Here is a 14,748-nt window from a genome sequence, read left to right as displayed (position 1 = left end):
ACCGAAGGAAATGAGGAAGCCGTGACACACGTGGCCATGTTCGACCTGGACGGCACGCTCGTCGACTCCCCGCGGGCGATCGTCGAGACCTTCGCCGCCGCCTTCGAGGCGCTCGGCGAGAGCCCCCGGGAGGAGGCGGACGTCCGGGCCACCATCGGCCTGCCGCTGGAGCAGGCGTTCGCCAAGCTGCTGGGCGTCCCGCAGGACGACCCCCTCGTCGCCGACGGCGTCGCCCGCTACCAGGAGGCGTTCCGCACCGTCATCCTGCCCCGTGCCCGCTCGCTGGTCTTTCCCGGCGTCGCCGAGGGCCTGGCCGAACTGCGGCGGCACGGCGTGACGTTGACGGTGGCCACGAGCAAGTTCCACCGCAGCGCCGACGCCCTGCTCACCGCGGCCGGACTGCGTGAGCAGTTCGCCGTGCTGATCGGCGCAGACGACGTCACCCACCCCAAGCCGCACCCCGAGTCGGGGCTGCGCATCCTCGAACAGCTCGGCGCCCGCCCCGAGGACGCCGTGATGGTCGGTGACACCACCCACGACCTGAAGATGGCGCACGCGGCCGGGACCGGGTCGATCGCGGTCACGTACGGGGTGCACGGCCGGGCGGAGCTGCTCTCGGCCGGGCCGTCCCATGTGGCCGAGACGTTCCCGGAGGTCGTGGCGTACATCCTCGGCACGCTGCCCGGTTCCGACATCGTCGACGGGCTGCTGGACGACCGCGCGTACCACATCGAGTTCAACGGCCACCTGACCAACCACGTCAAGCACGCGGTGGTCGCGCTCGCCGGTCTCGGTGTCGCGCCGGAGCGGATCAGGGACTACCACGACAACTACATCCGGATGACGCCGTACGGCTGCGCGGTCGAGCCGGCCAGGCCGGCCGGGCGGACCATCGACGACGACAACTGGCTGGAGCTCGTCGGCAAGCGCCAGGACTGGGCCGCCTACTGCGAGTTCTTCGACCGGCGCGAGCGGGAACTGGGGATGCCGGAACTGCTGCGCCGCTACCTGCCGCAGCTGCTGCCCGGCTGGGCCGGAGCGCTCCAGCACGCGACCATCCACCTGGGCTGGGCACTGGCCGCGGGTCACCGCTGGATGGCCATCGAGGGAATCTCCTACCTGGCGTTCTCCTACGTGAGCTGCCATCCCGAGCGCTCGGTCCCCTCGGCCGCGCAGGAAGCGGAGACGCCGAAGGACTCGCTGCTGCGCATTGCCCGCCACTGGGAGGCGAACCAGCCGCAGCTCGGCGCATGGGTGGAGAACCTGGTCGGCGAGACCTCGGCCGACATCCACCCGGAGCTGCGCAGGTCCGGACTCCAGTACCGGATCGCCCGGATGCTCGGCGAGGGCCACCCGCTGATCCACGACGCCCCCGGCTGGATCAAGGGGCAGGACCCCGCCGCAAACTGGGACGAGCTGGCCTACGTGGTCACCCTGCTGTACCTGGCAGAGCCGGGCGACTTCTTGCTCCTGCACCTCATCACCGCTCTGCACGCGATGCGGGCCATCTCCGATGCGCTCCCCGCCGAACAGCGCCCCGGTGTGGTCAAGGCGTACTGGACCGGCATCCTGGGCGTGCTGTTCTCCCGCGGCCACTTCTCCGCGCCCGGGAAGCTGACCGCGCTCGACGGCCTCTTCGACACCGCGACGGACGACCTCTCCGACCCGCGCTGGGCCCGTGAATGGGACTGGCACATCGCCCGGGCCGTCGAGGAGGAGGAAGAGCACAACCCCAAGCTCGTCCACGTGATGCGCGAGTTGTGGCACCGCACGGGCGGCAGGTCGATCTACCGGGTCGCCGCGGGCCAGTTCACCGCGACGCCGGAGCTTCCGCCCACCTTCGAGCAGCCGCCGACCGACTGACCGCCCTCCCAGGCAAGGACCAGAGATGACCACCGCACTTCGGCAGACCAGTGACGCAGCCGCCTGGACCGGCCCCGCACCCGTCGCCTCCATCGAGCAGTACCTGGGCCGCAACGTCCACCTGCTGCCCCAGACCAACCAGCTCCGCGCCCTGCACACCGTCGTCCGGGACCGGGAGGCCAGCCGTCAGGACTTCGTGTTCCATGCCGGCCGGATCATCCGCCTCCTGACCGAGGCCGCCCTCGACCTCCTGCCCTTCGAGCCGCACGACGTCCGGACCCCGGTCGGCAGCACGTACCGCGGGCTGCGCTTCGCCGACGGGCTGGTCGCCGTGCCCATCGTGCGTGCCGGGGAGAGCATGGAGAGCGAACTGCGCGCGGTGATCCCGGGGCTGAGGATCGGCAAGGTCCTCATCCAGCGCGACAAGACGACCAAGCGACCGCACCTGTACTACCGGTCGCTCCCCGACGACATCGCCGACCGCCACGTCCTGCTGCTGGACCCGATGCTGGCGACGGGCGGCACGGCGGTGGCCGCCATCGAGCTGCTGCTCGAACTGGGCGTGCCCGAGGAGCACATCGTCTTCGTCAACTTCATCACCGTGCCGGAAGGCATCACGGCGGTGTGCGAGCGCTTCCCCGGGGTGCGGATCGTGACGTCCGCGATCGAGGAGAGGCTCAACGAGAACGCCTACATGGTGCCCGGTATCGGCGACTTCGGTGACCGCTACTTCGGCACGGACCGCTAGTGCCTGTTGTGCAAGTGCTGGTCACAGCCATTCGTTCGATGGCTGCGACCAGCACCGTCACTTCGTAGCGGACGGCCAGTTTGTCGTACCGCGTGGCGACGGCCCGGTGGCACTTGAGGCGATAGATCCCGCACTCGACAGCGTGCCGCTGCTTGCAGTCGTCCTTGTCGCCCGCACGCGGTCCGGGTGTTTGCGCGGCCTGCCGAAGCCGGGCCGGGGAACCCGGATCGTTTCCAGGACGGGCTCAAACTGCGGTAAGTCGCCCCTCTGCCCGGCCGTGATCACCACCCGCCAGCGGCTTCTGCCCCTGCTCGACCGCGATGGGGTGTGCCAAGGCCGGGTCAGGTGAAGTCGTCGGGGGTTGGTCGGTTCTCGGATCGGATCGCGTCGGGAGTGCTCCCTGGAGACCTTCAGCACCAAGCCCACGCCCCAACTACACCTCCAGAAGATCACACCAGGCCGCCGGCTTCGAGTGAGGCTCGGACCCGGGCGAGGCCCTCCGCCCTCCAGTGGTCCCGGCCGGGCATCCGGTCCGCGTGGCGCCAGCGCCAGGCCGAGAACAGGGCCCAGTCCACGGCGCGGCACCGGTGCAGCAGCTGCGGATCGGCCCCCGCGTAGTGCTCCGCCACCCCGTCGGGCGCATGGGCGAGGTCGAACTCGACCGGCCCCCGGCAGCACGTGGCGAGGTCCACGAAGAGCGGTCCCCGCACGGTGGCGAGGAGGTTGCCCTCGTGCGGCTCACCGTGCAGCAACTGGTCGCGGGTCCGGTCCGCGCCGATCGCGGCGCTCACCTCGCCCAGAGCGCGGCCGAGGAGCTCCCGGTCGGCGCCGGACAGGTCCGGGGACCGCTCCCGGTCGGTCACCTCCTGCAGCGCACGGGCAGCCCGGTCCGTGAAGTGGGGCGCGTCCAGCTCGACCCGGCGCAAGGCGGCGTGCTGCCGCATCAGCGCGTCCGCGTACGCGGCCGGCGAGATCTCCGCCACCACCGGTGCGTAGTAGGCCCACAGCGAGACGGCGAAACCGTCCCGCACGTACACCCGGGGCTCCACCCGGGGCTCCAGCTCGGCCACCGGGGCGCCGACGGCCGCGAGTCGGCGGGCCACCTCCACCTCGAACCCCGAGTCGGCCAACTGCCCCGGCGGCGCGACCCGGGCCAGCACGTCGCACGGGAGCAGGCGCAGCGCGGCGCGGTCCGAATCGTGGACGACGACCACGTCGTCGACGCGCAGACCCAGCTCCGCGGCGGTCGCCCGCCCCGCCTCCATCGCCCGACGCAATTCCCCAGGCTCCATGTCGTTCTCCTCGTCGTCGGGCACCACAGTGTCTCCCGTCTCCGCTCCCCACCGGGGAGCACGGTTCGTCCACCCGCCCGGCCCGTGCCCGACCCGTCGGGTCGTGGCCGCTCCGGTCGGTTGCCGCGTTCCGGGCGCTGGTGTAGGCGACCGCCCAGGGCAGGCGGGCCTGCGGCGCTGAGGACGAGGTCTCGGCGCGGCGGCGGGCCGGCGGGCCACAGGCCGACGGGGACACCAGGGCCCGCACCGGCCGACCCGACACGCATCCGTAGGGCCGCCGATGAGGCCAGACGGGCTGGTGAGGGGCCTGCCCACGATCGGGCCGACGACGAGGTCGCAGCGGTCGAAGACGCCGAGGGGCGTGTCACCGCCGTTCCGTCGAAGGCAGCCCGCTAGAACGGCTTTTCCTTGGGGCCGGGAGGGTGCGTCTTCCCAGCGGAGCCGCATCCGCCCAGCGCCAGCACGAGTGTCAGGCGGGTACGTCGGTCATCGCGCTGCTCCCACGTACGGGGCTGTAGTCACCGTTCCCCCAAGCCCGCGGCCGATGGCCCGAGTCTGCCGTGGCGGCCACCGCCCCAGGGGCCGGACTGTGCGTCGAGGCGGCTCCCGCCTAAATAGAGCGTTCATCCTAGAACTGTGCTACGTTCTTGCCGCGCCCACTAAAGCGCTCGTTCCACTAGCGATGCAAGCAAACCAACGGAGGTTCCCTTCTCATGAGCAGCAACCAGTCCGTCACCGTCATCGGGCTCGGCCCCATGGGACAGGCGATGGCCGAGGCCTTCCTCGACAACGGGCACGAGGTCACCCTCTGGAACCGCACCGCTTCCCGGGCCGACGCCCTGGTGGCCCGTGGCGCCGTCCTGGCCAAGAGCGTCGCGGACGCCGTGCAGGCCAACGAACTGGTGATCCTCAGCCTGACCGACTACGACGCCATGTACGCCGTGCTGGAGCCGGCGGCCGACGTGCTGAAGGGTCACGTGTTCGTGAACCTCAGCTCCGACACGCCGGAGAAGACGCGGGCCGGCTCCCGCTGGATCATCGAGCGGGGCGGCGTGCACCTCACCGGCGGAGTGACGGTTCCGCCGGCGGGCATCGGCAAGCCCGAGTCGAAGACCTTCTACAGCGGCCCCCGCGCCGCCTTCGACCGGCACCGCGGCAGCCTGGAGGTGCTCACAGGCACCGACTTCCGCGGTGAGGAGCCGGGGCTCGCGGCCCTGATGTACCAGATCGGCATGGCCATGTTCTGGCCGTCGATGCTCAGCTACTGGCAGGCGATCGCCCTGGCCGAGGCGAACGGTCTGAAGGCGGCGGACATCCTGTCCCACGCCAACGACACGATGCTCGCGATGCCGCACTTCCTCGGCTTCTACGCCGAGCGCATCGACGCGGGCAACCACGAGGGCGACGTCGACCGGTTGGCGATGGGCCTGGCGAGTGTCGAGCACGTCAAGCACACCATCGGCGACGCGGGTGTGGACACCTCGTTCCAGTCGGCGGTGGTGGACCTCTTCCGCCGCGCGATGGACGCGGGGCACGCGGCCGACAGCTTCTCCAGCATCGTCGAACTCCTGAAGAAGTCCGCGTGAGGCGCCGGGCATCCGCCTGACCGCTCCACCACCGGGCCCTCCTGGCCCGGGCGACGGGGAAACCGCCGTCGCCCGGGCCAGGAGGGCCCCAGCGGCGTTCCACCATAACGAGCGTTCGTCACGTAATGACGAACGCTCGTCATACCGGAACGGACAGCACGCGCAGGGGGCGCCGTGCGCGCCGCCGTCACGAGCCGGCGGTGCGTACGGCGCCCTTCGCAGCGCCCGGAGCCGTGCAGCTACGGCGCCCTCACCCCCTGCTCCTCCGAGGTGTCGGCGGGTGTCAGCCGGACCGCTTCCGTCGGGCACACGTCCAGTACGGCGGTCGCGGCCCCGATGTCCCGGGGGTCGGTCAGCTCGGTACGGCTCACCACCGCGTGGCCCTCGGCGCCCACCCGGAACAGCTCCGGGTGCATCGCCTCACAGGTCCCCGCGCCGGTGCACACCGTCGCGTCGATCGACAGGAGCCGGGGGCCGCCCCGCTCCTCGCTCTCGCGTGGAACGGACACGTCCGTCCTCCGCTCGCTCACAGCTCCACCGGCAGGGACGGCAGGCTGCGCAGCAGCCAGTTCTCCTCGAACAGGACGTCCTCGCGGGGCACCGCCAGGCGCATCCGCGGGAACCGCTCCAGCAGCGCCGGGACCGCGACACCGGTCTCCAGGCGGGCCAGCGCCGCGCCCATGCAGTTGTGCAGTCCGTGCCCCAGGGCCAGGTGCCGCTGCCCGGTGCGGGTGATGTCCAGCCGCCGGGGATCGGTGTACTTCTCCGGGTCGTTGTTGGCCGACTGGAGACCGGCCACGACGGGTGTCCCAGCGGCCAACGGCACGCCCCCGATCTCCAGGTCCTCCTTGGCCAGCCGGAACAGGCCGACGCAGAAGGCGCCGTCGTAGCGCAGGAACTCCTCGACCGCGGTCGGCGTGTGCTCGGGGTGCTCGCGCAGCAGCCGCAGTTGGTCGGGGTGGTCCAGCAGGGCGAGGACCGCCGAACCGATCAGATTGCGGGTGGTGTCGATCCCCGCCATGATCATCACGGCTACCAGCGAGACGAGTTCGTCCTCCGTCAGCTGGTCCTCCCCGTCCCGGGCGTGGACGAAGTGGGAGGTGAGGTCGTCGCCCGGGTTGCGGCGCTTCTCGATGATCAGCTCACGGCCGTAGTCCACGAGTTCCTCGAACGCGGCGGCGACCTCGCCCTCGTGGTCGGGGTTGTCGGGGTCGGCGTGGAACGCGCGCTCGATGGCGTCGAGCATCTCGCCGAACCGCTTGAGCGGGAATCCGAGGATCTCGCCCGTCACGTCGGCGGGAATGCGGCCGGCGTAGTCCATGACGTTCGGCGCGTCCGACTTCTCCAGACGCGCCAGGCACTCACCGACGATGCGGTCCACCGGCTCCTTCCAGGCCGCCACCCGGCGCGGGGTGAAGGCGCCCATCGCCAGCCGCCGCACCCTGGTGTGGTCCGGCGGGTCGAGCACGGTGAGGATGCGGCCGATCAGCGTCCCGGCCCCGAAGATCATGCCGGAGCGGCGGAACTCCTCGCTGCCCCACGCGTCCCCGTCGTTGCTGAAGCGCTGGTCGCTGAGCAAGGCCTTGACATCGTCGTAGCGGGACAGGAACACCATCGGCACGTCGCCGACGGGGAACCGGAAGCGGTGGACCGGGTCGTGCACGCGCAGCCAGTCGTACACCGAGTAGGGGTCACGGTAGTACGCGGAGTCGAACAGCGCGGGAGCCTCAGAGATTGTGCCCATAGTCGGCCTCCAGAGGACGGCTCAGATGTAGTCGGTACCGGGTTCCAGACCGAGCAGGACGCGGCCGTGCGCCTCGAGGGAGCTGGTGGGGGTCAGCAGTCCGTGCAGGGACAGCGCCGAGATGTCGCGGAACGCGCGCTGGAAGTGGTTGCTGCGCACGATGGTGGACGCCGAGCTGATGTCGTACAGCATCTGCACCGCGTCCTTGGTGGCCTCCACGACGTAGCCGACCTGTCCGCGCACCGTCACCTTCTCCTCGACGGTCAGCTGCTCACCGCGGTCGGCGCGCTCCTGCACGACCCGCAGCCAGTCCCGGGACAGCTCCTCGCAGGCGGCGATCTGGTTCGCCGCGCGCGCCACCGTGATCTGCGTGTACGGGTGTTCGCGCTGGTCGGTCCAGTTGGTGTACGTGATGGCCTTGCCGGTGACCCGCTCGGTGAACAGGTCGAGGGCGGAGCGGGCTATGCCCAGGTACACCGGGGCGCAGGTGGCCAGAATGTAGCTGAGCAGGCCGTAGTTGCGGCCCTTGACCTCGGCGTTCCAGCGGTCGCCGGTGGCGGCGTCGTAGACGGAGGCGTCGACCACGCGGTGCGCCGGGACGAACACGTCCTTCACCGTGGACGTGGCGCTGCCGGTGCCCGCGGCGCCGAACACGTCCCAGTCGTCCGCGACCGTGATGTCCTCGGCGGGCACCAGCGCGAAGAGCTCCTCGTGCCGGCCGTCGGGGTGCTCGACCAGGGCCGCGTGGATGTTCCACTGGGCCCCGGGCACGCCGGTGTTGAACCGCCAGCTGCCGCTGAGCCGGTAGCCGCCCTCCACGGGGGTGAGGGTGCCGGACGGGGTGAAGCCGCCGGAGACGCGCACCGAGCCGCCCGCGAAGACCTCCTCCTGGGCGCGGTCGGGGTAGAGGCTCACTATCCAGGCGCTGGAGATCCACACCATGGACACCCAGCCCGTCGAGGCACAGCCCTGGGAGATCGCGTTGATGATCTCCGCCTGTTCGGCCACGGGCAGGTCCAGCCCGCCGAATCGCTCCGGAACCGCGGTGCGGAAAACGCCAGCCTTTTCCAGCAGCTCGATGTTCTCGTCGACGAGCCAGCGCTGCTTCTCGGTCTCCATTCCATTGCGGCGGAACGTGGGCACCGCTTCCCGCACCGCCTTGAGGACCTGTTGTGCTTCCGTGCCGAGCGGGCTCATTCTGCCTCCATAGAGTTCTTTGTCTGCGCGGGCGTGAAGTCGCCCGTTCGCGGAACGGCTTCACCGTATTCGGGGCATGGAATCGGCCATCCATCGCACGGCAACGGGCCGCCCACCCGAGCGGTGCGGGCGGCCCGCCCTGCCGGGCCCCGGGGCCGGAGGGGGACCGGATCGGGGGCGGTCCGGAGCATCCCTGGGCGGTGGGTTCGTCAGTTGATCAGGGGCGCCTGTTCGACAGTGATCACGGATGCGACGTGGGACCCGGGCGAACCGCTGCTGCCGGCCGATCCGGTCCGCGGACGGCGCCGGGCCGGCCACCGCCGCATGCCCGGGGCCATCGCGTGGACATACCGCGCCGGCTCGCCCCGGCGGGGCCGTCCGGACGAGCCCGGCTCCTTCCGGACGGCTTGCGAGCGGCTGCCCAGGTGGGCCGTCGACGGGGCGTGGGAGAGGAGCCTCGCCGCCGTCCGGGCGACAGCCGATGCCGTCGATGACCTGCACCCGCCTCCGGACCGGTCAGGTCCCGCATCCGGGTCCTCTCGCGGGCTCCGACGGCGTGCCGGCGAGCCCGCGCCACAGTGGAGCCGGCCGGCGTCGCCGACCCGGCCCGCGCCGACGGCCAGCGCCAGGGGCCGTGCACGACCGTCCACCACGGGGGGGGGACCTCGGTGCTCGGCCCGGGCGGGAGCGTCCTGGCGCGTGGCCGGCCGGCCCGTCCCGGCGTACGGCCCGGCGGAACCTCGCGGTCGTCCCGCAGTCACCGGACCGGATCGGCAACCGTGTGCGGCACGGCCGCCGAGGCGGTCGTCCACCCGGCCTCGACGCGGACGCCTCCAGGCAGCCGCGACACCGCCGGACGGTGCAGCGACCACCTCGGCAGTTGCGTGCCCCGGCCACACGGACCGGCGGGAGACACGACCTGCGCCTCGGACGTCAGTCGGCGACCAAGCCCCCGTCGACGGGCCGGTCGATGGCCATCAGCCACCTGCCGTCCTCGACCCGGCGCAGCACGTCCGTGCAGGTGCCCTCGAGATGCATCGGCTGGCCGTCGCCGTCGGTGCCGTCGATGACGAAGCGCACGCCGATCAGGGCCACGTCACCGGCCACCCAGGAGTGGGTGACCTCCGCCTGCAGCGTGGGCTTCGCGGCGAGGAACTCCTTGAAGAACTCCTTGCGGGCCTCACCGGTGAGGGGCTCGCCCGAGAAGTTCGAGATGGCGTCGGCGCGGTAGAGCCTGTCGAACAACTCGCCGTCACCCGAGTTGAACACCTGGAGGAAGATCTCGTTCTGCGTGTCAGTGTCGCCGGTGAGGTCCGGCTTGTCGAAGTCGATGTCGACGGTGAAGCTCATGGCTGGGAATCCTCCGGTTGCCTTGACTGGTCGATGTGCCGGGCGGTGCGGCTCACTCCTGGCCGTACGGGTCGTCGATGGCGTAGCGCCAGTTGCCGTCCGTGCCGCGACGCAGCACGTCGAGGCCCACTCCCTCGAGGTGCTCGGGGTTGCCGTCCTCGTCGGTGGTGTCCATGGTCCAGTCCACGACCAGCAGGGCCGTGTCCTCCGTGACGAACGACTGCCGCGGCACGGCCGTCATCTGCGCTCCGCGGGCGAGGTATTCGCGGACCGTGTCGATACGGGCCTGACCGGTCAGCGGCTCCCCGGGCTCCCACACGGCGACGGCTTCTTCCGTATACATGGCATTGACCGCGTCCGCGTCGCCGGCGTTGAACGCCTCGACGTAGAGAGCGGTGTGCTTTTCCACGTCCTGAGTGAGTTGTGCCATGTTCGCTGTCTCCTTTATTTACCGCGATGGCCGGGCATCGCCTATTTCCGCAGCTCCCACCGAAGGGTAACGAGGGGGGACAATCGGACGTCCACTGTCAGGTAATCAACACCTACCGGTCCTCGTGCGTCTTTGAATTACCGGCGCATGATCGGGCGGTCATTAGGCTCGGCAGCCCGGTCCGCCGGAAAAGACGTACGCGGACCGCCGCACGGATTGTCGTGCGCGACGGCGCAAAGGGCGGGAAGAGCCGGTGCTTCTCCTGCCCGGACGACGCCGCACCACTCACTTCACCTCGGGGAGCTGAACACCATGGCGGGCGAGGAAAGACTCCGCGACTACCTCAAGCGAGCCATCGTGGAGGCCCGTGAGGCGCGCGAGCGATTGCGTGAGGTGGAGGACAGACAACGGGAGCCGATCGCCATCGTGGCGATGGCGTGCCGCTACCCGGGTGACGTCTCCTCCCCCGCGGACCTGTGGCGACTGGTGACCGACGGCGTCGACGCGGTGACGCCGTTCCCGGACGACCGGGGCTGGGACCTGGACGCGCTGTACGACCCGGATCCGGGGCGGCTGGGCACCAGCTACACCCGTGAGGGCGGGTTCCTGCACGACGCCGGCCGCTTCGACCCGGCGTTCTTCGACATGTCGCCACGCGAGGCGCTGACGACCGATCCGCAGCAGCGCCTGCTGTTGCAGACGGCGTGGGAGGCGCTGGAGCGGGCCGGTGTCCTCCCGCGCGACCTGCACGGCAGCCGTACGGGCGTGTTCACCGGCGTCATGTACAACGACTACGGTTCCCGGCCGGGTCTGCCGGCGCGGAACACCGAGGGGTACCTGTTCAGCGGGAGCGCCGCCAGTGTCGCGTCGGGGCGTCTGTCCTACACGTTCGGCTTCGAGGGCCCGGCCGTCTCGGTGGACACCGCCTGTTCCTCGTCCCTGGTCGCGATGCACCTGGCCGCGCGCGCACTGCGCGCAGGCGAGTGCACCCTGGCACTGGCCGGCGGAGCGACCGTGATGGCGACGCCCGTGGCGTTCACGGAGTTCTCGCGGTTGCGGGGGCTGGCACCCGACGGCCGGATCAAGTCCTTCGCGGCCGCCGCCGACGGCACCTCCTGGTCCGAGGGCGTCGGCCTCCTCGTCCTGGAACGCCTCAGCGACGCCCGCCGCAACGGCCACCCCGTCCTCGCCCTCCTGCGCGGCTCCGCCGTCAACCAGGACGGCGCCAGCAACGGACTGACCGCACCCAACGGCCCCGCCCAGGAACGCGTCATCCGCCAGGCCCTCGCCGACGCCGGACTGCGCCCCGACGACATCGACGCCGTCGAGGCCCACGGCACCGGAACCCGCCTCGGCGACCCCATCGAAGCCCAGGCCCTCCTCAACACCTACGGCCACCACCGCCCGGCCGACCGACCCCTCCACCTCGGCTCCCTCAAGTCCAACATCGGACACGCCCAGGCCGCGGCGGGGGTGGGCGGTGTGATCAAGATGGTGGAGGCCATGCGCCACGGGGTGCTCCCCCGCACCCTGCACATCGACCGCCCCACCCCGATGGTCGACTGGAGTTCCGGCGCCGTACGGCTCCTCACCGAGCAGCGCGACTGGCCCGACACCGGACGCCCGCGCCGCGCCGCCGTGTCCTCCTTCGGTTTCGGCGGGACCAACGCCCATGTCGTCCTGGAACAGGGGCCTGCGGACGAGGGCGAACCCGGTGCTGTGCAGGAGCCGGGGCCCGGGGGGACGGCCGTCGCCGTCGCCGCGGCGCCGAGGCCCGCGCCGCCGGTCCTGCCGTGGCTGCTGTCCGCCAGGTCCGAGACCGCGCTGCGCGCCCAGGCCGGACGCCTCCTCGACCACGTCCGGGACCATCCCGCCCGCGACCTCGACCTCGCCCACTCGCTCGCCACCACCCGCAGCGTCTTCCGGCACCGGGCCGTGGTGCTGGCGGCGGGCCGCGAGGCCCTGGCAGCGGGCGCGCGGGCGCTGGCGGCGGGCAGCACGGCGCCCGGTGTCGTCCGGGCCGAGGCGGCCGCCGGCCGCACCGCCCTGCTCTTCACCGGACAGGGCGCCCAACGCATTGGGATGGGGGCGGAGTTGTACGAGACCTTCCCCGTCTACGCCCATGCCTTCGACGCCGTGGCGGCCGCGTTCGCACCGCACCTGGACCATCCCCTGGGCGAGGCGCTGCGCACCGGGCACCGCCTCGACGAGACGGCAGTCACCCAGCCCGCGCTGTTCGCGGTCGAGGTCGCCCTGTACCGCCTGCTGGAGTCGTTCGGTGTGACGCCGGACTTCGTGGCCGGGCACTCCATCGGCGAACTCGCCGCCGCCCATGTCGCGGGGGTCCTCGATGTCGCCGACGCCGCCGCGTTGGTCGCCGCCCGGGGCCGTCTCATGCAGAGCGCCCCGCCCGGCGGCGCGATGATCGCCGTGCAGGCGAACGAGGAGGAGGTCACCGCCCTCGTGGCGGAGCATGCGCGCCACCTCGCCGTCGCCGCCGTCAACGGGCCGCGTGCCGTGGTTCTGGCCGGGGACGCCGAGGCCGCCGAGGAGGTGGCGCTCCGGCTCCGTGCCGCCGGCCACCGGACCAGGCGCCTGACCGTCAGCCACGCCTTCCACTCCCCGCACATGGACGGCGTCCTGGACGAGTTCCGCCGGGTCGCCGCCGCGCTGACCTACCGCGAGCCCGGCACGGCGGCCGTCTCCACGGTGACCGGACTCGCTGTCACGCCGGGGCAGTGGTCCTCGGCCGAGTACTGGGTCGAGCAGATCCGCCGGCCCGTCCGCTTCCTGGACGCCGTGCGCACGCTGGAGGCGGCGGGCGTCACCGCCTTCCTGGAGGTGGGGCCCGACAACGTCTGCGCCGCCATGGCGGCCGACTGCCTGAGCGAGCGGGAGGGCAGGGTGACGGTGGCCGCGCTGCGCCGGGGCCGGCCCGAGGCACCGGCCCTGCTGTCCGCTCTGGCAGAGGTGTTCGTCCGGGGGGCCGAGGTGGACTGGGCGGCCCTGTTCGACGGCACCGGGGCGCGGCCGGTGGACCTGCCGACGTACGCCTTCGACAGCGAACGCCATTGGCTGGAGCCCGTGGCCGGTGGCCCGGTCGCCTCGGCCGGGCAGGCCGCCGGCCATCCGCTCCTGGGGCCGGCGACCGCCGTGGCCGGGCTGGGCGAGGTCCTGTTCACCCGGCGTGTCTCCGGTAGCACGAGCCCGTCGCCGTACCGGCACGAGGTGTTCGGCGCGGACGTCGTCGCGGCGCCCGCACTCGTCGAACTCGCTCTGCGCGTCGCCGACGAGACCGGCTGCGCGGGCGTCGGGGAACTGAGCCTGCACTCCCCTCTGGTGCTGCCGGCCGACGGCGTGGTGGAGGTCCAGGTGCGGGTGGCCCTGCCGCGGCAGGACGGCGGGCGCGACCTGACCGTGCACGCGCGGCCGGCGTCCGCCGGAGTGCAGGGCGCGCCGTGGACCCTGCACGCCGAGGGCGCCCTGCTGCCGGACGCGCCCGCTCCCGAGCCGTCCGCTGCCTCGCCCGTCGGGAGGGAGATCCGGCTGCCCGACGACCGGGCCGAGGAGGCCGGGCTGTACGGCATCCACCCGTATCTGCTCGACGCCGCGCTGCGGTCCGTGCCGCAGCGATCCAGCCCCGACCACGTCGCGGCACCGGTCGTCTGGCAGGGCGTGCGGCTCCTCGCCGAAGGGGCCACCGTCGTGCACGCCGAGGTCGTCGAGCGGGAGACGGGCACCGTCTCCCTCCGGCTCACCGATCCCGCGGGCGCGCTCGTGGCCACGGTGGACGGGGTCCGCTTCGCCGACGTCGGGGCCGAGGAGTTCCACGCCCCGCAGGAGGCGGCACCGCTGCCGGACGCGGCGGGAGCGGCTCGTCCGGCACGGGCTCGGGCCGCCTCGGGCACCCCTCGGCAGCCGGGCGGCGGGTTCGCCGCGCTGCCTCGGGCGGAGCGGGAACGCCGGGCGCTGGGCCTGGTCCGCACCGAGGTGGCCGCTGTCCTCGGCCATGCGTCGGTCGACACCATCGCACCGGAACGGCCCTTCCAGGAACTGGGGTTCGACTCGGTGACAGCGGTCGAGCTGCGCGACCGGCTCAGCGCCGCGGCCGGGATCCCGCTGCCGGCGACCACCGTCTTCGACCGCCCGACACCGGCCGCGCTCGCCGCCCGGTTGCTGGAACTGGCGGCGGCGCAGGACGACGGCCCGTCCGAGGTGCTGGAGGCCGGCCTCGACCGGCTGGAGTCCCTGCTGGCCGCACCGCCCGAGGAGACGGCGCGGCGGGTGGAGATCGCCGAGCGGCTGCGCGCTCTCGCCGCCACACTGCACGCCCCCGCCGACGGCCCGGACGGGATCGGGGCGTTCCGTACGGACGGTCCCGCCGGCGCCTCCGGTACGGACGACCCGGCCGCCGCGGCGGCTGCCCGGACGGACACCGCGGCGACGATCGAGACCGCCTCCGCCGACGAGCTGTTCTCCTTCATCGACTCCCAGCTCGGCCGGTCCGCGCACTGACCGCGCCCCGAGCCCACCCCCAC

9 protein-coding genes and 2 pseudogenes are annotated in these 14,748 nt (G+C 72.2%); 5 read left to right on the top strand and 6 right to left on the bottom strand.

Going from position 1 to position 14,748, the window contains the following annotated elements; translation table 11 throughout:
- Nucleotides 1-21: 21 nt before the first annotated feature.
- On the top strand, nt 22-1,863 hold the full coding sequence (locus ACGFT1_RS26440; protein WP_373911471.1) for an HAD-IA family hydrolase: 1,842 nt from the start codon (nt 22-24) through the stop codon (nt 1,861-1,863).
- 25 nt (nt 1,864-1,888) lie between these two features.
- Complete coding sequence (gene upp, locus ACGFT1_RS26435) at nt 1,889-2,611, top strand: uracil phosphoribosyltransferase (RefSeq protein ID WP_373911470.1); 723 nt, start codon at nt 1,889-1,891, stop codon at nt 2,609-2,611.
- A 449-nt stretch (nt 2,612-3,060) separates the two neighbouring features.
- On the opposite strand, the gene ACGFT1_RS26430 is transcribed toward upp, so the two are convergent.
- A complete protein-coding gene (locus ACGFT1_RS26430) occupies nt 3,061-3,903 on the bottom strand; it encodes an aminoglycoside phosphotransferase family protein (RefSeq protein ID WP_373911541.1) in 843 nt (280 codons plus the stop codon).
- 713 nt (nt 3,904-4,616) lie between these two features.
- On the opposite strand from ACGFT1_RS26430, the gene ACGFT1_RS26425 reads away from it, so the two are divergent.
- Nucleotides 4,617-5,489, top strand: coding sequence for an NAD(P)-dependent oxidoreductase (locus ACGFT1_RS26425; protein ID WP_373911469.1), 873 nt, complete (start codon nt 4,617-4,619; stop codon nt 5,487-5,489).
- Between the two features lie 239 nt (nt 5,490-5,728).
- Here the strand turns inward: ACGFT1_RS26425 and ACGFT1_RS26420 are convergent, their stop codons facing one another.
- Genes ACGFT1_RS26420 through ACGFT1_RS26410 form a run of 3 tightly spaced genes read right to left on the bottom strand, consistent with a single transcriptional unit; the run spans nt 5,729 to nt 8,430 of the window.
- Nucleotides 5,729-5,998 (bottom strand): ferredoxin, encoded by a 270-nt coding sequence (locus ACGFT1_RS26420; RefSeq protein ID WP_373911468.1) that lies wholly within the window; start codon nt 5,996-5,998, stop codon nt 5,729-5,731.
- A gap of 17 nt (nt 5,999-6,015) precedes the next feature.
- Nucleotides 6,016-7,233, bottom strand: a complete 1,218-nt coding sequence (locus ACGFT1_RS26415; protein ID WP_373911467.1) for a cytochrome P450 — start codon at nt 7,231-7,233, stop codon at nt 6,016-6,018.
- A gap of 21 nt (nt 7,234-7,254) precedes the next feature.
- Complete coding sequence (locus tag ACGFT1_RS26410; RefSeq protein WP_373911466.1) at nt 7,255-8,430, bottom strand: acyl-CoA dehydrogenase family protein; 1,176 nt, start codon at nt 8,428-8,430, stop codon at nt 7,255-7,257.
- A gap of 33 nt (nt 8,431-8,463) precedes the next feature.
- Between ACGFT1_RS26410 and ACGFT1_RS26405 the strand changes: the two are divergent.
- Nucleotides 8,464-8,871: pseudogene (locus ACGFT1_RS26405) on the top strand (transposase); the annotation flags it as partial.
- Nucleotides 8,872-9,363: 492 nt separating this feature from the next.
- Here ACGFT1_RS26405 and ACGFT1_RS26400 read toward each other — a convergent pair.
- Both ACGFT1_RS26400 and ACGFT1_RS26395 read right to left on the bottom strand, forming a co-directional pair.
- The gene (locus ACGFT1_RS26400; protein WP_373911465.1) at nt 9,364-9,780 is read right to left on the bottom strand and encodes a nuclear transport factor 2 family protein; all 417 of its coding nucleotides are present in this window, start codon (nt 9,778-9,780) and stop codon (nt 9,364-9,366) included.
- A 52-nt stretch (nt 9,781-9,832) separates the two neighbouring features.
- Complete coding sequence (locus ACGFT1_RS26395; protein WP_373911464.1) at nt 9,833-10,210, bottom strand: DUF4440 domain-containing protein; 378 nt, start codon at nt 10,208-10,210, stop codon at nt 9,833-9,835.
- 330 nt (nt 10,211-10,540) lie between these two features.
- Between ACGFT1_RS26395 and ACGFT1_RS26390 the strand changes: the two are divergent.
- Nucleotides 10,541-14,725, top strand: a pseudogene (locus tag ACGFT1_RS26390) (type I polyketide synthase); the annotation flags it as partial.
- Between the last annotated feature and the right edge of the window lie 23 nt (nt 14,726-14,748).

The sequence above is a fragment of the Streptomyces sp. Y20 genome (assembly GCF_043195475.1).
Classification (GTDB): domain Bacteria; phylum Actinomycetota; class Actinomycetes; order Streptomycetales; family Streptomycetaceae; genus Streptomyces.
This window is presented reverse-complemented; position numbering and strand designations above follow the sequence as displayed.

What these genes read in the sequence shown, in the direction of transcription:
- ACGFT1_RS26425 (WP_373911469.1), top strand. Translation starts at nt 4,617, where the DNA reads ATGAGCAGCAACCAGTCCGTCACCGTCATCGGGCTCGGCCCCATGGGA.
- ACGFT1_RS26400 (WP_373911465.1), bottom strand. Translation starts at nt 9,780, where the DNA reads ATGAGCTTCACCGTCGACATCGACTTCGACAAGCCGGACCTCACCGGC.
- ACGFT1_RS26395 (WP_373911464.1), bottom strand. Translation starts at nt 10,210, where the DNA reads ATGGCACAACTCACTCAGGACGTGGAAAAGCACACCGCTCTCTACGTC.
- ACGFT1_RS26410 (WP_373911466.1), bottom strand. Translation starts at nt 8,430, where the DNA reads ATGAGCCCGCTCGGCACGGAAGCACAACAGGTCCTCAAGGCGGTGCGG.
- ACGFT1_RS26415 (WP_373911467.1), bottom strand. Translation starts at nt 7,233, where the DNA reads ATGGGCACAATCTCTGAGGCTCCCGCGCTGTTCGACTCCGCGTACTAC.
- upp (WP_373911470.1), top strand. Translation starts at nt 1,889, where the DNA reads ATGACCACCGCACTTCGGCAGACCAGTGACGCAGCCGCCTGGACCGGC.
- ACGFT1_RS26430 (WP_373911541.1), bottom strand. Translation starts at nt 3,903, where the DNA reads ATGGAGCCTGGGGAATTGCGTCGGGCGATGGAGGCGGGGCGGGCGACC.